18 protein-coding genes and 8 tRNA genes are annotated in these 20,223 nt (G+C 30.5%); 17 read left to right on the top strand and 9 right to left on the bottom strand.

Annotation, left to right across the window (positions count from 1 at the left end; translation table 11 throughout):
* The first annotated feature begins 48 nt into the window (after positions 1–48).
* From J9309_RS02430 to J9309_RS02375, 12 genes are all read left to right on the top strand, one after another.
* A complete protein-coding gene (locus J9309_RS02430) occupies positions 49–1,116 on the top strand; it encodes an NAD(P)/FAD-dependent oxidoreductase (protein ID WP_230476849.1) in 1,068 nt (355 codons plus the stop codon).
* Between the two features lie 4 nt (positions 1,117–1,120).
* The gene (locus tag J9309_RS02425; protein ID WP_230476848.1) at positions 1,121–1,561 is read left to right on the top strand and encodes a hypothetical protein; all 441 of its coding nucleotides are present in this window, start codon (positions 1,121–1,123) and stop codon (positions 1,559–1,561) included.
* A gap of 38 nt (positions 1,562–1,599) precedes the next feature.
* The gene (locus J9309_RS02420) at positions 1,600–3,516 is read left to right on the top strand and encodes an ABC-F family ATP-binding cassette domain-containing protein (RefSeq protein ID WP_230476847.1); all 1,917 of its coding nucleotides are present in this window, start codon (positions 1,600–1,602) and stop codon (positions 3,514–3,516) included.
* 142 nt (positions 3,517–3,658) lie between these two features.
* Positions 3,659–4,441 carry a patatin-like phospholipase family protein gene (locus J9309_RS02415; protein WP_230476846.1) on the top strand — a complete coding sequence of 261 codons (783 nt, stop codon included), beginning with the start codon at positions 3,659–3,661 and terminating at the stop codon, positions 4,439–4,441.
* A gap of 135 nt (positions 4,442–4,576) precedes the next feature.
* Positions 4,577–4,649: transfer RNA gene (locus J9309_RS02410), tRNA-Gly, on the top strand.
* 30 nt (positions 4,650–4,679) lie between these two features.
* A tRNA-Leu gene (locus J9309_RS02405) sits at positions 4,680–4,763 on the top strand.
* 28 nt (positions 4,764–4,791) lie between these two features.
* Positions 4,792–4,864: transfer RNA gene (locus tag J9309_RS02400), tRNA-Gly, on the top strand.
* 31 nt (positions 4,865–4,895) lie between these two features.
* Positions 4,896–4,979: transfer RNA gene (locus J9309_RS02395), tRNA-Leu, on the top strand.
* A gap of 26 nt (positions 4,980–5,005) precedes the next feature.
* Positions 5,006–5,078 (top strand) — tRNA-Gly (locus J9309_RS02390).
* Positions 5,079–5,110: 32 nt separating this feature from the next.
* Positions 5,111–5,194, top strand: a tRNA-Leu gene (locus J9309_RS02385).
* 29 nt (positions 5,195–5,223) lie between these two features.
* Positions 5,224–5,296: transfer RNA gene (locus J9309_RS02380), tRNA-Gly, on the top strand.
* Positions 5,297–5,322: 26 nt separating this feature from the next.
* Positions 5,323–5,406 (top strand) — tRNA-Leu (locus J9309_RS02375).
* A gap of 180 nt (positions 5,407–5,586) precedes the next feature.
* On the opposite strand, the gene J9309_RS02370 is transcribed toward J9309_RS02375, so the two are convergent.
* Together J9309_RS02370 and J9309_RS02365 are read right to left on the bottom strand one after the other, a co-directional pair.
* A complete protein-coding gene (locus J9309_RS02370) occupies positions 5,587–6,066 on the bottom strand; it encodes a hypothetical protein (protein WP_230476845.1) in 480 nt (159 codons plus the stop codon).
* Positions 6,067–6,130: 64 nt separating this feature from the next.
* The gene (locus J9309_RS02365) at positions 6,131–6,424 is read right to left on the bottom strand and encodes a DUF3817 domain-containing protein (RefSeq protein WP_230476844.1); all 294 of its coding nucleotides are present in this window, start codon (positions 6,422–6,424) and stop codon (positions 6,131–6,133) included.
* A gap of 99 nt (positions 6,425–6,523) precedes the next feature.
* Between J9309_RS02365 and J9309_RS02360 the strand changes: the two genes are divergently transcribed.
* Entirely contained in the window at positions 6,524–8,152 is a 1,629-nt protein-coding gene (locus J9309_RS02360) for a BamA/TamA family outer membrane protein (RefSeq protein ID WP_230476843.1), read from the top strand.
* A gap of 134 nt (positions 8,153–8,286) precedes the next feature.
* A complete protein-coding gene (locus tag J9309_RS02355) occupies positions 8,287–9,480 on the top strand; it encodes a C1 family peptidase (RefSeq protein ID WP_230476842.1) in 1,194 nt (397 codons plus the stop codon).
* Between the two features lie 162 nt (positions 9,481–9,642).
* Here J9309_RS02355 and J9309_RS02350 read toward each other — a convergent pair whose 3' ends face one another.
* Positions 9,643–9,966 carry a hypothetical protein gene (locus tag J9309_RS02350; RefSeq protein WP_230476841.1) on the bottom strand — a complete coding sequence of 108 codons (324 nt, stop codon included), beginning with the start codon at positions 9,964–9,966 and terminating at the stop codon, positions 9,643–9,645.
* A gap of 35 nt (positions 9,967–10,001) precedes the next feature.
* Positions 10,002–10,394, bottom strand: a complete 393-nt coding sequence (locus J9309_RS02345) for a protease inhibitor I42 family protein (RefSeq protein ID WP_230476840.1) — start codon at positions 10,392–10,394, stop codon at positions 10,002–10,004.
* 94 nt (positions 10,395–10,488) lie between these two features.
* On the opposite strand from J9309_RS02345, the gene J9309_RS02340 reads away from it, so the two are divergent.
* The 3 genes from J9309_RS02340 (at position 10,489) to J9309_RS02330 (ending at position 15,409) form a co-directional block, all read left to right on the top strand.
* Complete coding sequence (locus J9309_RS02340) at positions 10,489–12,057, top strand: NAD(P)/FAD-dependent oxidoreductase (protein WP_230476839.1); 1,569 nt, start codon at positions 10,489–10,491, stop codon at positions 12,055–12,057.
* A gap of 4 nt (positions 12,058–12,061) precedes the next feature.
* On the top strand, positions 12,062–12,433 hold the full coding sequence (gene crcB / locus J9309_RS02335; RefSeq protein ID WP_230476838.1) for a fluoride efflux transporter CrcB: 372 nt from the start codon (positions 12,062–12,064) through the stop codon (positions 12,431–12,433).
* A 63-nt stretch (positions 12,434–12,496) separates the two neighbouring features.
* Positions 12,497–15,409 (top strand): M16 family metallopeptidase, encoded by a 2,913-nt coding sequence (locus J9309_RS02330; RefSeq protein WP_230476837.1) that lies wholly within the window; start codon positions 12,497–12,499, stop codon positions 15,407–15,409.
* Between the two features lie 58 nt (positions 15,410–15,467).
* On the opposite strand, the gene J9309_RS02325 is transcribed toward J9309_RS02330, so the two are convergent.
* The 5 genes from J9309_RS02325 to J9309_RS02305 all read right to left on the bottom strand — a co-directional run bounded on the left by J9309_RS02325 (position 15,468) and on the right by J9309_RS02305 (position 20,186).
* Positions 15,468–16,466, bottom strand: a complete 999-nt coding sequence (locus tag J9309_RS02325) for a helix-hairpin-helix domain-containing protein (RefSeq protein WP_230476836.1) — start codon at positions 16,464–16,466, stop codon at positions 15,468–15,470.
* Between the two features lie 95 nt (positions 16,467–16,561).
* A complete protein-coding gene (locus tag J9309_RS02320) occupies positions 16,562–16,783 on the bottom strand; it encodes a PspC family transcriptional regulator (protein WP_230476835.1) in 222 nt (73 codons plus the stop codon).
* Positions 16,780–18,051 carry a DUF2851 family protein gene (locus J9309_RS02315; RefSeq protein ID WP_230476834.1) on the bottom strand — a complete coding sequence of 424 codons (1,272 nt, stop codon included), beginning with the start codon at positions 18,049–18,051 and terminating at the stop codon, positions 16,780–16,782. Before J9309_RS02315 ends, J9309_RS02320 begins: the two co-directional genes overlap by 4 nt.
* Before the next feature lie 106 nt (positions 18,052–18,157).
* Positions 18,158–19,249, bottom strand: coding sequence for a peptide chain release factor 1 (gene prfA, locus J9309_RS02310; RefSeq protein ID WP_230476833.1), 1,092 nt, complete (start codon positions 19,247–19,249; stop codon positions 18,158–18,160).
* A gap of 106 nt (positions 19,250–19,355) precedes the next feature.
* The gene (locus J9309_RS02305; RefSeq protein WP_230476832.1) at positions 19,356–20,186 is read right to left on the bottom strand and encodes a T9SS-dependent choice-of-anchor J family protein; all 831 of its coding nucleotides are present in this window, start codon (positions 20,184–20,186) and stop codon (positions 19,356–19,358) included.
* Positions 20,187–20,223 lie beyond the last annotated feature (37 nt).

Raw genomic sequence — 20,223 nt, 5'->3', positions numbered from 1 at the left:
TTTTAGTCGATTTTACTTTCTTAACTTTGTAATCTTAAATAGAATTTTTTGAAAACTGTAGATTATATTATCGTTGGGCAAGGTGTTGCAGGTAGTTGTATGGCACTTAAATTATTAGAAAATAATAAATCTTTTGTCGTTATTGACGATAATGCACATAAAGCTTCTGCTATTGCAGCCGGAATTTATAATCCTGTTGTTCTAAAACGATTTGCTATCGTTTGGAATGCTATTTACCAAATACAATTGTTGAAGAAAGTATTTAGTTCCTTTGAACAATTATTAAACCAAAAATATTTATACGAATTTCCAGTTTTTAGAATCTTTAATGATGAGAATGAAAAAAAAACATGGTTAAAGAAATCTGATCGAGAAGATTTGAATATTTTCTTATCTAAAGATTTTACAAAATTAGATCATTATTCAAATATAAAACAGCCATTAGGTACAGGAGAAGTTCAGCATACAGGACGTATAGATTTAACAAATCTTTTACCAGATTTTAAAGACTATTTATTAGGAAAAGATTTATGTTTAGATGAATCCTTCGATTATGAAACTTTACAAATATTTGATGATAAAGTTATCTATAAAGAAATTGAAGCAAAGAAAATTATTTTCGCAGAAGGTTATCATATAAAACAGAATCCTTGGTTTAATCAATTGCCAATTATTGGTGTAAAAGGCGAAGTGTTAAGAGTAAAAACAAACGCGAATTTACCAGACGCAGTTGTAAAAGCGAAAGAGTTTTTGATGCCTTTAGGAAATAACGAATACTTTGTTGGCGCAACTTACGATCGTGATAATGTAAATTATCAAACAACTGAAGCTGCAAAAGAAAATTTAGTAAATGGTTTAAATCAATTTTTGTCTGATGAAATAGAAGTTATTGATCAAAAAGCATCTATCCGACCTACGGTTTCAGATCGTCGTCCGATTATTGGTTCGCATCCAAAATATAAAAATTTAATTTGTTTAAATGGTATGGGAACGCGAGGAACCATGTTGGCACCTGTAATGGTGGAAGATTTATACAATTATTTAGAAAACGAAACTATTTTAGACAAAGAATCAGATATTTCACGATTTTATACCTTGTTAAATGACGAACTATAAAAATATGTTTTTCCAGTTTATCGCTGGATTATTACTATTGCTTGGAATTAAACAATTTTTCATTTTTATTGATTTAGAATTATTAGATCTTATTGCCTCGATGGGAAAAGAATCTTTTTCTTATTTCGCAGATAAAACTGATAAATTCGGAATTTCAAATAAATTGCAACAATTGGTAAAAACTAAAATTGTTTTAGGATTTATAGCCATTGCAATTAATTATTTTATTCTATTTGTTTTAGCTTATAAAAACCGATTAAATTGGAATATTTCTCTTCTAATAACAGTTGTTTTAAGTTTAATTCATTTTTTTAAATTAGTTGAGATTCCGCCGATTTCATCTCTACAAATCAATCTTATTTTAGCCTATATGCTTCCAGCATTTTTGGCATTAATTTTATCAATCGTATTTTATTTTCTGGCTTTTAAAACAACTTCTAAGTAAAATTTTATAAAGCGAATAAAAGAGATTATTTTTGCAAAATGTTATTAGTACAAAATTTAGGAGTTTTCTTTTCAGGAAAATATTTATTTGAAGATGTTTCATTTCGTATCAACAAAGGTAACCGCGTAGGTTTAGTTGGTAAAAATGGTGCTGGAAAGTCAACTTTATTAAAAATATTATCAAAGCAAGATCAACCTTCTGAAGGTGAAATCGTTTACGAAGGTGAAGTTACTGTTGGATATTTATCGCAAGATATCGACTTTGTACAAGGTCGTACAGTTTGGCAAGAAGCAGATTCTGCTTTCGAACAGTTAGTCGAAATCCAAGAACGTATTGATTTTGTGAACAAAGAATTAGCAGAACGTACAGATTACGAATCTGACGAATATGCTAAATTAATTGAAGATATTTCCACTCTTACGGATCGTTTCGGTTTATTAGGTGGTTATACAAAAGATGCTGAAATCGAACAAATTTTAGGTGGTTTAGGATTTAAAAATTCTGATTTTCACCGTCCAACGGAAGAATTTTCTGGTGGTTGGCGTATGCGTATCGAATTGGCAAAATTATTACTTCAAAAGCATGATGTAATGCTTTTAGATGAGCCTACGAATCACTTAGATATTGATTCGATTATTTGGCTAGAAGATTTCTTAAAAGATTATGCTGGTGCTGTGGTTTTAGTTTCGCACGACCGTCAATTCTTAGATAACGTAACAAATCGTACAATCGAAATTGCAAATCGTCATATTTCTGATTTTAAAGCGAACTATACAAAGTATCTTGAATTACGCGAAGATCGTCGTATTAAATTAGAACAAGCGCAGAAGAATCAAGAGCAAATGATCAAGCATACGGAAGATTTAATTTCTAAATTCCGTGCAAAAGCGAACAAGGCTTCGATGGCGCAATCTTTAATTAAGAAATTAGATAAGATTGATCGTATCGAAATCGAAAGTGATGATGTTACGAAAATGAATATTCGTTTCGTTGATGCTGTACAACCAGGAAAAATTATTTTCGAATTAGATAATGTCGGTGTTTCTTTTGGTGATCATCAAGTTTTTGATGGTGTTTCGTTTTATGTAAACCGTGGTGAAAAAATTGCTTTTGTAGGTCAAAATGGTCAAGGAAAAACAACTTTATCACGTTGTATAACGGGCGATCAACCTTTTACAGGTATGATAAAACACGGTCATAATGTAGAAATTGGATATTTTGCTCAAAATCAAGCACACGTTTTAAATGACAAATTAACGGTTCAAGAAGAAGCTGAAAATTCGGCTACAGAAGAAACACGTAAACATGTTCGCGATTATTTAGGAGCTTTTATGTTTGGTGGTGATGCTGTAGATAAAAAAGTTTCAGTTCTTTCAGGAGGTGAACGAAATCGTTTGGCACTTTGTAAATTATTATTACGTCCATTTAACGTTTTAATTATGGATGAGCCGACGAATCACTTGGATATTGTATCGAAAGAATTATTGAAAAAGGCTTTACAAAAATATACAGGTACGTTAATATTAGTTTCTCACGATCGTGAATTCCTTGAAGGTTTAGTGGATAAAGTTTTCGATTTTAGAAACGGACAAGTGAAAGAATATTTATCGGGTATTGATGATTATTTAGCAGAAATTAAAGCTGGAAACTTCCGTGAAGTGGAAAAAGGTAATATTCTAGCTGCTCCGAAAGAGGAAAAATCAATCGAAGTTAAGATTGAACAAGCAAAACGTGTTTTATCTTTTGTAGAAGAAAAAGAACAAAAACGTTTAAAGAATAAACTTTCAAAAATTGAAGCTGATATTACAACTTTAGAAAATAAAGTTGCTAAAATCGAATCACATATGGCTGAAGGTAATCAATCGCAAGCAGAACTTGATGAATATACTAAAGCTAAGCAAGATTTAGAATCTAAGATGTTAGAATGGGAAGAAGTTTCTGAACAAATCATCTAATCATATTTTAATAAAGTTATTACAAGTGCTGTATTTACACAGCACTTTTTTTATTTGTTAGATTTATTTTAATTCAATAATTCTTTATCCAAAATACATAAAGTACTCGTTAGTTTTAATAATTTTAAACAAATTAAATTAAATGATAAACGCAGTATTCGGAATAGCATTATCTGGAGGTGGACATAGAGGTTTAGCACATGCAGGAATTTTACAATTTTTAGAAGAAAAAGGAATATCTCCAAAAATTATAGCAGGGACGAGTGCAGGTGCAATTGTAGGAACAATGTATGCAATAGGAAAAACACCACAACAGATATTAGAATTATTTCAGACGGTTTCATTTTTTAATTGGAATTATATTACTACAAAAAAAGCCGGATTATTTGATATTGATCGATTAGAAGTTTATTTAGATAAAGAATTAGGAAATATGACCATTGGTGACTTGGATAAACAAGTTTACATTTCCGCTACTGACATGCAACGTGGAAGGTTAAAAATTTTTGGTAAAGATACTATTGCTAAAAAGGCAGTTTTGGCTTCATGCGCATTTCCAGCTGTATTTTCACCAGTAGTAATTGATGGGATTATTTATAGTGATGGTGGAATGTTAAATAATTTTCCAGTCAATGCTATACAAGGTCATTGCGATTATTTAATCGGTTCTAATGTGAATCCTGTTGTCGAAACTTCTGCAGAAAACCTAAAAACAATAAAATCTATAACGTTGCGATCTTTCGAAATTATGATGAATAATAATACTCATTTACATAAGAATTTATGTGATTGGTATCTTGAACCAGCAGATTTAACTAAATATTTCACATTTGAAACATCAAAATCTAAAATGAAAGAAATTTTCGATATCGGTTATTTAGAAGCGAAATCAACATTTTCAGCCTTTGAAGATATCTTAAAGTAAAAAATATGATTTTTTTTAATTGCTGTAAAATTTTTGTTATTAAATAGTTATGAGAAAAGATTGATAAACCTTTGAAAAAAACATTTTCAAAAGTTTGGTATTTCAAAATCCTGCTCTATATTTGCACTCACAATCGCGGGAATAGCTCAATTGGTAGAGCGTCAGCCTTCCAAGCTGAATGTTGCGGGTTCGAGTCCCGTTTCCCGCTCTTTGAAATATTAAATAATATTCAAATTTTGCCTTGGTGGTGGAATTGGTAGACACGCAGGACTTAAAATCCTGTGCTCATTAGAGCGTGCGGGTTCAAGTCCCGCCTGAGGTACTTTTTAAAATTTGAATAAATAATTTACGCGGGAATAGCTCAATTGGTAGAGCGTCAGCCTTCCAAGCTGAATGTTGCGGGTTCGAGTCCCGTTTCCCGCTCTTTGAAATAACAATAAGATAATTAAATTTTGCCTTGGTGGTGGAATTGGTAGACACGCAGGACTTAAAATCCTGTGTCCATTAGGACGTGCGGGTTCAAGTCCCGCCTGAGGTACTTTTTTTAATTCATCTTATAATTACGCGGGAATAGCTCAATTGGTAGAGCGTCAGCCTTCCAAGCTGAATGTTGCGGGTTCGAGTCCCGTTTCCCGCTCTTTGAAATAACAGAAAATATAAATTAATTTTGCCTTGGTGGTGGAATTGGTAGACACGCAGGACTTAAAATCCTGTGCTCATTAGAGCGTGCGGGTTCAAGTCCCGCCTGAGGTACTTTTTAAATTAATTTATTTTTCAATACTGCGGGAATAGCTCAATTGGTAGAGCGTCAGCCTTCCAAGCTGAATGTTGCGGGTTCGAGTCCCGTTTCCCGCTCTAACTTTTCTTTACGAAAGTTGGAGGCCTTGGTGGTGGAATTGGTAGACACGCAGGACTTAAAATCCTGTGTCCATTAGGACGTGCGGGTTCAAGTCCCGCCTGAGGTACAAGGCAAAAAGCTCAAGAATTTATTTTCTTGAGCTTTTTTTGTTTTATATCATTTCAATTATAAAGTCTTAAATAACTTATAAGTTTTAATTACACCTTTTAAATAAGGATAATTCGTACCGAAATTAGAAATTTAAATAGTACAAAATAAAAAAGCTGAAGTATTACTTCAGCTTTTATTATATTAATTTGTTTAGAATCTCTTTTGGGATATCGCAACTGATGTGTAAAACCTCGTTATTTTTTAAATCAATTCGCAGCGTATTACTCATGTCTGATACATTGTAGGTTTCTCCTGATGATGCGAAACTAATTATACCCATCACACCAATACTACCTAATTTTAAGTTGAAGAGGTTTACAGGAACTTTACGAATAGAATCTATATCTTGTTTATAAATTGTTCTTGACGCTACGATACTTTTTAATACATATCGATTTTCATAAATCTCAATTCTTCTGTATCTAACCAATGCTAAATATATAAAAAAAGACACAGCTAAGATTGATATGATCAATCCTATCACTTCATCTTGATGATTTCCTATTCCTAATAATCCCTTAAAGTTTTTTATTCCGTATGTTATAAAGATTAATAAATATACACTCGAAATCAAGACAAAAACGGGATGTAAAGATATATTTATTCGTTTCTTCATAATTTTGTAGTTAGTATAAATATACAAAAAAAGCTAAGAGTTTAACATTCTTAGCTTTCGAGATTTAGTTATTATTATATTTTTTTCCTTCAATCAAACGTTTGTCTGCCCAAATTGTACCTCCTGGAATGATAGATGCGACAAAAAATATAGCAAATATTTTCCAAGACCAGTTGTATTTCTCTTTTAAGATATAAACCAATACCATGTAAAGAATAAATAATCCACCATGTATACGTCCGATATGAGTAACCCAAATTGGATCATCAAAAATATACTTCATTGGCATTGCGAAAAAGAATAAAGCAATAGCAGAAAGTGCTTCTAAATATCCCGTAATTTTAAAAAACTTCAACATTAATCTTAAATTTGCTCAAAAATAATTGGTTTTTCTTTGATTAAAAATGATTTTTAATCATATATATTTATAAATCAATTATTTTAATCTCTAACCTTAATGTTAAAACACTTGTTCTACATCTATTGTATTTTTTTATTTCTTTGTGGGATTAGCATTTCTGCACAAAACAAAACTGAATTTTATAGATGGAACGAACAAAAAAATAGCTACGAATTTGATTTTTATTCTCAAGACAAAATAAAAGCGCTTGATTCGTTAGCTACAATTGGGTTTTATACACTACAAATAGATTCAATCAAAGCCGATAAAATTTATTTAAATAAAGGAAAAAACTTTAAAAATATTTGGGTTAAAAATGAAACGATTTTCAAAAATCAAGATTTCAATCCTACGAATAATTTAGATTCTATTCTATCAAAATATATCGAAGAACAAGATAAAAATGGTTTTTCATTTACAAATGTTCAGTTAATTCCACATGGAAACATCAAAGACGAACAAAAAATAGAATTAAAACTAAATTTAGGTGTACAAAGAAAGATTGATGCTGTAAAATCTGTTGGTTATACTAAACTTTCTAAAGGTTATATTCTACATGGTTTAGGCCTAAAAAAAGGAAAAATATATAACGAATCTGTTCTTGCTAATGCAAGTAGCGTTATGCAAAATACGAATTACATTGTGCAGTTGCAAGAGCCACAAACTTTGTTTAGACCAGATTCTACCATTATCTATCTGTATCCAAAAAAAGTTAAATCAAATACATTTGACGGAATTTTAGGTTTCGGGAATGATGAAAATGGCGATTTCAAATTAAATGGAAATGTTCAATTAGAAATGAATAATATTTTTAATGGATTAGAACAAATTCGATTGAATTGGATCGGAACGGCAAATAAAAATACAACTTTAGATATTCGAGTTAAATTACCTTATTTATTTAAATCACCAATTGGATCCGAAACTCAATTTAAGTTATTTAAACAAGATTCTGTTTTCGTCAATTTAGATTTGAACGAACGTTTATTTTATCAAATCAATCCAAACTCAAGTTTAGGAGCGAATTTATCTTATACTACATCAAATTATTTGTTAGATGATGAAAGTTTTGCTAAGAATTATGACGATTTTAATAAAACGGGAATTGGTTTAAGTTACGAATATTTTGTTCGTCATCCATTTCAGTTAATGGAAGGAAAATCATTATTGCGTGTTTTTGCATCGTCGATTAAAAAGAAAGAAAAAAACTTTTCTTTGACTGAAGAGATCGTCAATGAAAATTCAAAACAATACGAAATAGGTTTAGAAACTTATCGAATTTTTCAGTTTTATAAAAAACATTATTTAAAAGGTGCAGTTAGTTTTAAAACTTTGTTAGATGAAAATGATTTGTTATCTGAAAACGAATTGTACCGAATTGGTGGTTTTGGTAGTATTAGAGGTTTTAACGAGGAAAGTATTATTGCGAACCTTTACGGAATAGGAAGTTTGGAATATCGCTTTTTACCTAATGAAGGATTTTACGTTAGTGTTTTCGGAGATTATGCGTTTATCGATAATAAGCGAATGGATTTGAATACAAATTTCATCAGTTTCGGAACAGGATTATCATTTATGACTAAGATTGGAATTTTTAATTTAAGTTATGCGGTTGGTAAAACAGAAAATACACCTTTTGATTTTAAAGAATCAAAAATACATTTTGGTATTTTAAGTCAATTTTAAATATTAATTCTACACTTAAAATAGGATATCATTTAAAAAAACATAAATATTAAAACTTTATCTAAAAAAATAGAGCTTTTTTATAACATTTTAAAGATATTAGCTACCTATAGCAAACAACAATTCAAATTAAAATGCGTAAAATATTCTATCCTATCTTAGCTTCAGCTTTATTTTTAGGAGCAACACAAATAACATTTGCACAAGATAACTTAGTTAATTCTTTAAGCAAAAATGCAAGTGAAAATGCAAAACAAGCATTCCAATTTACAGAGTTAATCAACTTAGCAAAAACACCTGTTCAAAATCAAGGTTCATCAGGAACTTGTTGGTCATATTCAGGAAATTCATTCTTAGAGTCTGAAATGTTAAGAATGGGAAAACAACCTGTACAATTATCTCAAATATTTGTAGCGCGTAATGCTTATGCAGATCGTGCGAACCAATATGTAAAAATGCATGGAAATATTGCTTTAGGAGAAGGAGGTTTATTTCATGATGTGATGGATGTGTACAAAAAATACGGAATGGTTCCGCAGGAGGTTTATTCTGGATTGAATTACGGTACGACTAAAAACCAATTTGGAGAAATGTCGGCTGCAATGGAAGGTTTCTTAAAAGGAATAGTTTCTAACCCAAATGGGAAATTAACTCCTAATTGGAAAACAGCTTATTCTGGTATTATGGATGCTTATTTAGGTGAATATCCTAAAGAGTTTACTTATAACGGTAAAAAATATACACCTCGAACATTTGCTGATGAAGTAGTGGGTATAAATCCTGATGATTATATTCCGTTATCATCTTTTAAAGAATATGAATTATACAAGCCATTTATTTTAATGATTCCAGACAACTGGGCGTTTGGGCAGTATTATAATATTCCAATGAATGATATTACAAATACGATTGATTATGCTTTGAAAAATGGATTTACTGTAGCTTGGGCACAAGATGTTTCAGAAAAATCTTTTTCTTGGAAAAATGGAGTAGCGTATGTACCAACAAAACGTTTTGAGGACATGTCTGCTCAAGAAAAAGCTGAAATGTTTAATGGTCCAAAACCAGAAGCTGTTATTACGGAAGAAATGCGTCAAATGGCATTTGATAATTACGAAACTACTGATGACCACGGAATGCACATTGTTGGTTTAGCTAAAGATCAAAACGGAAAAGAATACTACATTATAAAAAATTCTTGGGGAACAACAAATGATTATGAAGGATACATGTATGTAACGAAAGCTTATGTACAATACAAAACATTAAATTTATTGGTTCATAAAAATGGAGTTCCAAAACAGCTTTTAAAGAAATTAGGTAAATAATTACAATGATATAATAAAAAAATACACTCAAATTTGAGTGGATTTTTTTTATTTAATATGAATATGAATCGTTTTTGTTTCGTTAGAAATTTTTGAGATAAATTTCAATTTCGTGTTTCCTTTCTTACTAGCTTGAAAAGTAAAATATTGTTTGCCGTCAGATTATTTTTCGGGTTGATCTAATTCAGGTTCGTAGATTTCTGAAACATAAACTAAATTATTATCAATTTTAGGATCTAATTCCCATAATAAATTCTGTTCATCTGTTTTGAAGACAAATCCAAAATACTGATCAGTGGCTACATCAACTTTTTTGTTATGCTCATTATAATATGTAAAAGAATCTTTTACAAAAGATTGTGGATTTTCCGATTCCAAAACAACTTCTTCAGATGAAGTTGATTCAGATTCTAAATTCTCCTTTTCTCCACAAGAAACAAATGCAAAACTTGTTGCAAGTATAAAAGTTCTAAAGATAAATTTCATAAACTAAAATTACTCAAACTTAACTAAACAAAATTTTATTTTACAATAAATTTTATACGTTTTGGTTGATTACTTTTTCCTTCCCAAGGTCTTGAATAATCAAACTCAACAACACACTCACCTTTCGACACACCTGTATAATTATAAATATTTCGAATTGGTGCACCTAGCATTACTTCTTCACTCAAGTTTTTGTTTTCAACTTCCGTCAAGTTTACATTACAATTTTCTGGAGTTGTAATATTCCAAGAATATCCAGTTGACGGATTTGCTTTAGCTGTAATTTGTATCCTTTCATCAACCTTCATATTTACAGTTAGATCAGACTTAACTTCATCTAAATTGTATATTTTAGTGTGTTCTCCTTTTTGAACTGAACAAGAACTGATTAATGTAAGAAGCGCTGAAAAAATTAATGTATTTTTCATAGTTATATTGGTTTTAAAATTATTTATTAAAACAAAATTATATCTTTTGATTCGTTTAGATTAATTTTGTATTCTTATTTTTTAGACAATAAATATGCCTCAAAACGTAACTATCCGAATTTCTCCTGCAGAAGCAGCAAACGAAACTATTTTGAAACAACGTTTAGCCGCAGCAGCGAAAACAAGACCGGAAAATATCAATGCATATCAAATTACCCGTCGCTCATTAGATGCAAGAAGTAGAAATATTGTAACGCAATTACAAGCAAATGTTTTTATTGGGGAAGATTTTTTTGATGCTTTCGAATTTCATCCAAATTTACAAAATGTAGCTAACGCGCAAGAGGTTTACATAGCCGGTGCCGGCCCTGCTGGTTTATTTGCAGCATTGGAGTTGATAGAACTTGGTTTAAAACCTATTATCATCGAGCGTGGTAAAAATGTTCGTGATCGTCGACGAGATTTAGCTGCGATGAATAAAGAAGGTAAAGTTAATCCAGAGTCTAACTATTGTTATGGTGAAGGAGGAGCTGGAACGTATTCGGACGGAAAATTATATACACGTTCAACTAAACGTGGTAATATTTTAAAATCTCTACAATGGTTTGTTCACTTTGGAGCAACCGAACGTATTTTACAAGAAGCACATCCACATATCGGTACAAATAAGTTACCTGGGATTATAGCTAATATGCGTGAAGCGATTATTGAATGTGGAGGAGAAGTTTTATTCGATACTAAATTAACTGATATCATTATCGAGAATAATCAGATCAAAGGAATTGAATTAAATAATGATACACGTATCAAAACTTCATCTTTAATATTAGCAACTGGACATTCAGCTCGTGATATTTTTAGAATGTTAGCAGCAAAAAAAGTGTTGATAGAAGCTAAACCATTTGCTTTAGGAGTTCGTATAGAGCATAAACAAAATCTTATTGATTCTTCTCAATACCATTGTCCAATTGGAACTGAAAGAAATCAATATTTACCGCCAGCATCATATTCATTAGTTTCGCAAGAAGCAGGACGTGGAGTTTTTTCATTTTGTATGTGTCCAGGTGGAATTATTGCACCAGCTTCTACAGATGAAGGTGAATTAGTTGTAAATGGATGGTCACCATCTAAGCGCGATGGATATTTTGCAAACTCAGGAATGGTAGTAACTGTTGATGAAAAAGATTTTGCAAAATATGGTTTCGAAGGACCATTAGCTGGAATGAAGTTTCAACAAATGGTAGAACAAAAAGCTTGGCAAGTTGGAGGTGGATTATTAAAAGCACCGGCGCAACGTATGACGGATTTTGTTTCAGGTAAATTATCAAATTCCTTAAACGATAGTTCATATTTACCAGGTCTTACTTCAGGATTATTAAGTGAAGTTTTACCAAAAGAAGTTCACGATTCTTTGCGATTAGGATTTCAAACTTTCGGAAAAAAAATGAATGGTTACTACACAGAAGAAGCTAACGTTGTAGCAACAGAATCTCGTACTTCGTCACCTGTGCGTATTCCTCGAAACGATGAAACTTTAGAGCATGTGCAAGTTTCTGGTTTATTTCCTTGTGCTGAAGGTGCTGGATATGCCGGCGGAATCATTTCTGCTGCAATGGATGGCGCTAAAGTTGCTGTCGCTGTAAAGAATTTTTTAAAGAAATAAAATAATGATCAAAACTATTTTATTTGTTGGTTTTGGTGGAGCATTAGGAAGTGTATTACGTTATCTGATTACAATTGGGATTAATCAGATTATTACAATATCTTTTCCTATTGCAACATTTTCAATAAATATTATAGGTTGTTTACTTATTGGAATATTATACGGAATTTCCGAGAAAAATAATCTCGGAAATTCTGATTTAAATTCTTTATTAATCATTGGTTTTTGTGGCGGATTTACAACTTTCTCCACATTTGCAAATGAAAATCTCAAACTATTTCAACAGGAAAATTTCTTAGTTCCTGCGCTATATATTTCACTAAGTGTAATTTTAGGAATCTTAGCTGTAAGATTAGGTTATAAAATCATTCTTTAACATTAATTTATTAATTTCATTTAGTTAATAATGCTTATTTTTAAGTTGATTAAAATTAACTACATGAAAAAATCACTTCTAGTCTGTGGAATTTTATTTTCCTCAGTATTAGCTCATGCACAATTTAATACCGTGAAAAAAACTGATAATAAAGGTTATAGTTACGAAATTGTTGAAAATGATCCAACTAAAACTCGTATCTATACATTAGATAATGGTTTAAAAATTTATTTAGCTCAAATAAAAGACGAGCCAAGAATTCAAACTCATATTGCTGTAAAAACAGGTTCTAATAACGATCCGGAAGATAATACTGGTTTAGCTCACTACTTAGAGCATATGGTATTTAAAGGAACGTCTAAAATTGGAACTCAGAATTGGGAAAAGGAAAAACCATTACTTCAACAAATTTCTAATTTATACGAACAACATAAAGCAGAAAAAGATCCAGAAAAAAAGATTGCGATCTATAAAAAAATTGATGAGGTTTCACAAGAAGCATCTAAATATGCTGTTGCAAATGAATACGATAAATTAATTTCGTCTTTAGGTGCATCAGGAACTAATGCACATACATCTTTAGAGGAAACAATTTACCATAATAACATTCCGAGCAACGAATTAGAAAAATTCTTAATGATCGAAGCTGAAAGATTCAACGAATTAACTTTACGTTTATTCCACACTGAATTAGAAGCTGTTTATGAGGAATTTAATCGTTCTCAGGATAATGATGGTCGTTTGGTTTTCTATAAATTAATGGAAACTTTATTCCCAAAATCACACTACGGAACACAAACAACAATCGGAACTTCTGAACATTTAAAGAATCCGTCAATGGTTGCAATTCATAATTACTTCGATAAATACTATGTTGCAAGTAATATGGCTGTGTTATTAATTGGTGATTTTGATTATGATACAGCTGTTCCTTTAATTGATAAATATTTTGGTGGAATGGCTAAAAAACCAGCTCCAGCACAATATGTAGCAAAAGAAGATCCAATCAAAAAAATTATTTCATCGGATGTAACAAGTCCATCATCTGAAAGAGTACAATTTGCTTATCGTTTTGACGGAGTTAATTCTAAAGATGCGAAATATGTAACTTTAATCGATTATATTTTAAGCAATTCTACTGCAGGTTTAATTGACTTAAATATCAATCAACAACAAAAAGCTTTAGGCGCAGGTTCTGGAGCATCTTTTTTCCGTGATTACGGAATGCATTCTTTTTCTGGAGCACCAAAACAAGGTCAATCTTTAGAAGAAGTTCGTGATTTATTATTAGGTCAAATTGAAAAAATTAAGAAAGGAGATTTTGATGATTGGATGATTGATGCGGTTGTAAATGACATGAAAAAATCTCGTATGAGATCATGGGAAAATACACGCTCGTTAGCTAGTAGTTTATACAAATCTTTCATTAACGATACACCTTGGGAAAAAGTAGTTTCTGAACACGAAGATTTATCCAAAATTACGAAAAAAGAATTGATGGATTTTGCGAATAAACATTACAAGGACAACTATGTAATTGTTTACAAGCGACAAGGAGAAAATAAAGATTTAGTTCGCGTTTCAAATCCAGGAATTACGCCAATTCAATTAAATCGTGATGCACAATCTAACTGGTACAAAGAGTTTATGAAAATAAATTCTGATGATATCAAACCTGTTTTTGTTGATTTCAAGAAAGAATTGAAAGAAGGAAAAGTAAAAAAAGCAAAATTTACTTCAATCCAAAATAAAACTAATGATATTAGTACAGTGTACTACATTTCTGAAGTTGGATCTGATCATGATAAAAAACTTTCTTTAGCGATTAATTATTTAGATTATTTAGGAACTTCTAAATATTCACCAGAAAATTTAAAGAAAGAATTTTACAAATATGGAGTTGAGTATAATGTAAATTCAGGTACAGATCGTACTTACGTTTCTGTAACTGCTTTACAAAAGAATTTAGGAGAAGGTTTACGTTTATTTGAACATTTGATTTCTGATGCTGTGGCAAATAAAGAATCTTATGACGAATATGTAAATACGATTTTAAAATCTCGTGTAAACGCGAAGAAAAATAAAAATGCAATTGTTGCTGCTTTAAATAGCTATGCACAATATGGACCAGAAAATCGTTTCAGAAATATTTTGTCTGAACAGGAATTAAAAGCAATTGATCCAAAAGAATTAACGCAATTAATTAAAGATTTCTTTAATTATGAGCATCAAGTTTTTTACTACGGAAATAATGAGGCAGAAGCTAAAAAGTTAATTGAAAAATATCACAACTTCGGAACTTCATCTAAAATTCCAGCGAAAAAAGAATTTGCTCAAAACCCAACATTAGGTAAAGTTTACTTTGCTCCTTATGATATGGTACAAGCTGAAATTAATTTTGTAGCTAGAGATCAACAGTTCGATTCTAATTTATTAACACCATCAGGAATGTTCAATGAATATTTCGGAGGTGGTTTATCATCAATTGTATTCCAAGAAATTCGTGAGTCTAAATCATTAGCATATTCTGCACGTTCTTCTTACTCTAATGGAACTAAAAAAGGTGATTACAACTATGTAAGAGCAAACATCGGAACGCAAGCAAATAAATTGCCACAAGCTGTTGATGCAATGTTAGATTTGATGAATGATATGCCAAAAGCTGAAAGCCAATTTGAGAATTCTAAACAGGCTGCTTTAAAGCAAATCGCTACAAAAAGATATACAAAATCTAATGTATTCTTCTACTGGTTATCTTTACAAGACCGTGGTTTAAATTACGATATTAACAAAGATATTTACAACCAAACATCAACGTTGACTATCGATAAATTAGATCAATTTTTCCAAAAACATATTAAAGGACAAAAATTTAATGTGGGATTAATCGGGAAAAAAGAAAGTTTAGATTGGGAAGCTGTAAATAAATTAGGAGAAGTTAAGGAATTAACTCTTGAAGATTTATTCAACTATTAAGATTAAAATTCTTGTTATAAAAAAAAATCCACTTCTTAATTGAAGTGGATTTTTTCATTTAATCAAACACTAAATATGGTTCCATTTCTTTAAACTTTTCTTCCGTAATTACATAACTTCTGCTCAGTGTTTTTGCATCTTTAAATTTCCCGCCTAATGAGCGTTTAAAATTTAATATAGTTTGAGCTTGTTTTTCGGAAAATCCTAATTTCATCCAACCTTCTAAATCCAAATCGTTAGGATTAAATTTTTCAGTAATCTCAACTTTTTTTACTTCGGATTTTGTTGTTGTTGGAATATTTTTGGGTTCAGAATTGTCTATTGTATTTTTAGTATAATTAACTTCAACTTTCTCTGGAAGATTAATGAAATTTTTCATTTCATTGTACTTTTCATCAGAAATTACATAACATTTTTTTAGCTGTTCTTTCGATTTAAATTCACCTCCAACAATGTTTTTGTATTTCAGTATTGTTTCTGCTTGTTTTGGACTAAAACCAATTGCTACCCAATCTTCAATTGAATAATCATTTGGATTAAAATTTCTATAATTAATCTTTTTAGAGGTTTGTGATTTTTCTAATTTATAATCAGATTTGGCTTTATCAGGCAATAAAATATAAGGAGCTAAAACTTCGTAAGCTTCATCAGAAATTACATAACATTTTTTAATTTGCTCTTTAGATTCAAATTTTCCTCCAAGAATTTGTTTGTATTTCATGATTACTTCAGCCTGTTTTGGTGTAAAACCTAATTGTTCCCAACCTTGTTTTGGTAAATCATTTGGATTGAAAGGTTTTAAAGAATCTTTTTTAAAATGATTTGAAGTAAATGAAGATTTTTTAAAAGGTTTTGATTTTTGAACTTCGATTAATTGTTCTAATTCAATTTCTAGTTTTTTATAATATTCTGTGTCTATCTGATGCAAGGATAGATCTTTGGGTTTGTTTTGAAAAGCTAAAAATAATTCAAAACATAACAAAGTAAGTAATAAGATAAAAATTCCGATTCTTTGGCCGAAGGTAAAATGCCAGCGATCTTTACTTAAACTTTTCATAGGCTAATAGATTTAAGGTACCAACCAAACCACAAGCTATAATTTGATGAAGCTAAAATATCTAAAGTTAAGCGATGAAATCGGTAAATAATTATTTATAAATCAAAAACAGATTTTCTTTTGATTACGAAGCAGTCTTTTAACCAAAAGAAAAATAACATCATAAAATAACCAATAAAGGCTAAACCGAAAGTAGCAAAAGCTAAATAAATGTAGATAAATCTCAGTTTAGTTACACGAATCCCCAATTTATCAGCGATACGAGAGATAACGTTAAACCAACTTTTTTCAGTAAAATTTCTTATTTGATCTTTCATGGTTTCAAAACTTCAGTTCCGATGGCACAATTTAAGCATTTTTTTTCATCACAATATCTTTTTTTCAGATGGATGATGCTTTGCGAATCTTTTGCAGAATTTATTTTAAAACCTGAAGCGATATAAGCATCAATAATATTATTATTTTCAACCTTTAAATCATTTAAAATATCTAAAAAATAATCTGAATCTAATTTATCAATTGTTAAATCATAGGCAAATTTTAGTGGTATAATTGTATTAATAATTAGATTATGAATTTTATCAATTGAAAGTTTTTTAGATGATTCTTTACTTTCTTTGCCGAAAACATAATGTGATTTCCAATAACTATTAAGGTCAAAGTTTTGAAAGAATTGTTCTATTTCTTTTAAATTGGTAAAAGAGATTATTTTAGAAAATAAACTTTTTTCTGATGTATAAATTGCAGATAATTGAGCCAAACGAATGGTAGGAAAACCATAAGGGCGCATGCTCGAAAATTTAAAAATAAATTTATTTAACGGACTCAAATCGTATTTACGTTGCAAAAATAAATATTCCTTTTTTAAATCTTTCGTATAATCATCGAGTTCATCTTCTAAAAATCCGGCTTGACCAAAAAATAATGCTTCAAGACTTAAAGGTTTATTTTGATTTTTTTGCAAAACAGCAAAAGGGAAAGAATTAGCCCAAATTTCAAAAGTTTCCTTATTTACTCTTAAGCCAAAATTTGAAGCAAATAATTTAAAAGATACTTCTTCCCAATTATTATTTGATTGCTTGAATAAATTTAAAATAGTAATGGATTTTTCTTCAAGTCGATCAATTAAAAGACGATCAAACCAAAATGATATTTTATTCCAATCTATTTTTTTTAATAAGCCTTTGCATGGAATAGAGTAGGACTGATTAGATAAAATTTGTTGGTAATTATAGATAATTTCTTTGGAAACGAAATCTTGTAAAACCAAAGTTTCAACATTTGATTGACGCAATTTTTCAATTTCCTTGTCATGATTCCAAACAACGTGTAAAATTACATTTTGATAATTTTTATCATTCGAATGGTGATGAAAATCCCAATCTGAAGAATTGATATGCATTTCTACACAACCAACCCAAAGTTGTTTTCCAATTACAATTTCAGCATTATAAAAATCTGGTCCAGCGTCATGATTTATTTTACCGAAATTAATAATCTCAATCGGATTTCCATGAAATGTACATAAATCTTTCATCTCAATACATTTCATTTGCCAAATATGATGTAAAAATGCCTCTTTCATTCTTTAATTTATTTAAAAAACATTTTACAATCTGAATATTAATTATTTAAAATAAAAAAACCTTCCAAAAATTGGAAGGTTTTATATATTTAAAAAGCAATAAGATTTAGTAATCTTCTTCAGCTCCTTTTAATTTTTCTGCATTTTCAGCCATTTTCAATGCATCAATCATTTCTTGGATATCTCCATTCATAAAGTTATCTAAGTTATAAATTGATTTATTGATACGGTGATCTGTAATACGCCCTTGCGGATAGTTGTACGTACGAATTTTAGCCGAACGGTCACCAGTTGATACTAATGATTTACGTTGTGCTGAACGCTCAGAGTGTTTCTTTTCAAACTCAATTTCGTATAATTTTGTACGTAATAATTGTAATGCTTTTTCACGGTTTTTAAGCTGTGAACGAGCTTCCTGACATACAATAACGATTCCAGATGGTTTGTGCGTTAACTGTACTTTAGTTTCTACTTTATTTACGTTTTGTCCTCCTGCTCCAGATGAACGAGATGTTTGATACTCTAAATCTGCTGGATTAATAGTAACATCAACCTCTTCTGCTTCTGGTAAAACCGCAACAGTAATTGCCGATGTATGTACACGACCTTGAGATTCTGTTTCAGGAACACGTTGTACACGGTGAACTCCAGATTCGTATTTTAAAGTTCCGTAAACAGCATCACCGGAAACTTCCATAATAAGTTCTTTGAAACCTTTACCAGATGCTTCAGAAGTATTTAAAACTTCGTGCTTCCATCCTTTGTCTTTAAAGTACATAGAATACATACGGTAAACATCTTCTACGAAGATAGCTGCCTCATCACCACCTGTACCAGAACGTAACTCCACGATAACGTTTTTGTCATCTTCTGGATCTTTAGGGATTAACATCATTTTAATTTCTTCCTCTAAAGCTGGAATTGCATTGATCGCTTCGTCTTTTTCAATTTTAGCTAATTCAACCATTTCAGCATCAGAACCATCTGCGATGATTTCGTCTGCTTCTTCGATTGCATTAATAAAACCTTCGTACGTTTTTTGAATTTCAACGAAGTCTCTTAAATCTGAATATTCCTTGTTTAATTTTGCGTAACGAGCCTGATCAGTAACGATGTCAGGTTGGATGATTAAATCCGCAACCTCATCGAAACGTTGTTTAATTGCTCTTAATTTATCTAATAGACCTAAATCTGCCATAATCAATTATTGGTTTGCAAAGATACAATATATCAAGTGATTCAGAAAATTTGAATAAAAAAAACCGATGATAAATCATCGGTTTTATATTTAGAAATGTATTTTATTATTTCTTAATTAATTTTTGAGTAAACTGATTAGCTCCATCTGTTACAGTTAAAATGTAAACACCTTTTGCTAAATCAGAAACGTTATAAGTTTCTCCTGCTGCGAAAGTTTTTACTTTTTTACCTGTTAAATCAGTTACAGTAACTTGAGTTTTAGCTGAGTTGTAAGCTGCACTTAAGTTTAATTTGAACTCGTCTTTTACTGGGTTTGGATAAACAGATACTTTAGACGCATTCATATTTGCTAACCCTAAAGTTTCTGCTTTTACAGTTACATCATCTAAAGATAAGTAATCCATATCTGTCACATCGTGGTGTCTGAAAGTAACAAAGATATTTTGTCCTGCAAAAGATGAAATGTCTACTGTTCTTGTGTATTGAGTTCCTGCATTTGCTGGATCATTATAAGTTTCTGAGAAAACAGGCTCTTCGAAAATTGCTTCGTAAACATCTTCTACAGTATGTACATATACTGAGTAATTTTCCATATCCCAAGAAGCAGCAGCAGCAGTAACTTTCCACTCTAATGTAATTGTTCCACTAGCATTAGTTAAATCAATTAACGGAGATGTAGCTGTATTATTAGGTGTTAATGGAGCAACTTGCCATGATCTTGAAATTAATGAAACTGGTGTGCTTGGCTCTCCTAAACTATTTGGTACATAGTACATATCACCAAAATTAAAACCATCACCATCCATGTCTTCAAAAGCCCAACCTGCTGGTGGATTATCTTCTGATGCATTGTTAAAATCTTCTGAGTAAACAACTGTTTGAGCATTTGCTGAAAAAGCAGCAACTGCTAATAAAGAGAATAAAATTTTCTTCATAAATATATTAGTTTAAAGTAAATAATTCTTATTAAAG

This window comes from Faecalibacter bovis (assembly GCF_017948305.1).
Classification (GTDB): Bacteria; Bacteroidota; Bacteroidia; order Flavobacteriales; family Weeksellaceae; genus Empedobacter; species Empedobacter bovis.
This window is presented reverse-complemented; position numbering and strand designations above follow the sequence as displayed.

Coding starts and splice junctions, on each gene's coding strand:
- J9309_RS02370 (WP_230476845.1), bottom strand. CDS start 6,066: ATGAAGAAACGAATAAATATATCTTTACATCCCGTTTTTGTCTTGATT.
- J9309_RS02415 (WP_230476846.1), top strand. CDS start 3,659: ATGATAAACGCAGTATTCGGAATAGCATTATCTGGAGGTGGACATAGA.
- J9309_RS02350 (WP_230476841.1), bottom strand. CDS start 9,966: ATGAAATTTATCTTTAGAACTTTTATACTTGCAACAAGTTTTGCATTT.
- J9309_RS02365 (WP_230476844.1), bottom strand. CDS start 6,424: ATGTTGAAGTTTTTTAAAATTACGGGATATTTAGAAGCACTTTCTGCT.
- J9309_RS02305 (WP_230476832.1), bottom strand. CDS start 20,186: ATGAAGAAAATTTTATTCTCTTTATTAGCAGTTGCTGCTTTTTCAGCA.
- J9309_RS02320 (WP_230476835.1), bottom strand. CDS start 16,783: ATGAAAGATCAAATAAGAAATTTTACTGAAAAAAGTTGGTTTAACGTT.
- J9309_RS02325 (WP_230476836.1), bottom strand. CDS start 16,466: ATGAAAAGTTTAAGTAAAGATCGCTGGCATTTTACCTTCGGCCAAAGA.
- J9309_RS02330 (WP_230476837.1), top strand. CDS start 12,497: ATGAAAAAATCACTTCTAGTCTGTGGAATTTTATTTTCCTCAGTATTA.
- J9309_RS02420 (WP_230476847.1), top strand. CDS start 1,600: ATGTTATTAGTACAAAATTTAGGAGTTTTCTTTTCAGGAAAATATTTA.
- crcB (WP_230476838.1), top strand. CDS start 12,062: ATGATCAAAACTATTTTATTTGTTGGTTTTGGTGGAGCATTAGGAAGT.
- J9309_RS02315 (WP_230476834.1), bottom strand. CDS start 18,051: ATGAAAGAGGCATTTTTACATCATATTTGGCAAATGAAATGTATTGAG.
- J9309_RS02340 (WP_230476839.1), top strand. CDS start 10,489: ATGCCTCAAAACGTAACTATCCGAATTTCTCCTGCAGAAGCAGCAAAC.
- J9309_RS02355 (WP_230476842.1), top strand. CDS start 8,287: ATGCGTAAAATATTCTATCCTATCTTAGCTTCAGCTTTATTTTTAGGA.
- J9309_RS02345 (WP_230476840.1), bottom strand. CDS start 10,394: ATGAAAAATACATTAATTTTTTCAGCGCTTCTTACATTAATCAGTTCT.
- J9309_RS02425 (WP_230476848.1), top strand. CDS start 1,121: ATGTTTTTCCAGTTTATCGCTGGATTATTACTATTGCTTGGAATTAAA.
- prfA (WP_230476833.1), bottom strand. CDS start 19,249: ATGGCAGATTTAGGTCTATTAGATAAATTAAGAGCAATTAAACAACGT.
- J9309_RS02360 (WP_230476843.1), top strand. CDS start 6,524: ATGTTAAAACACTTGTTCTACATCTATTGTATTTTTTTATTTCTTTGT.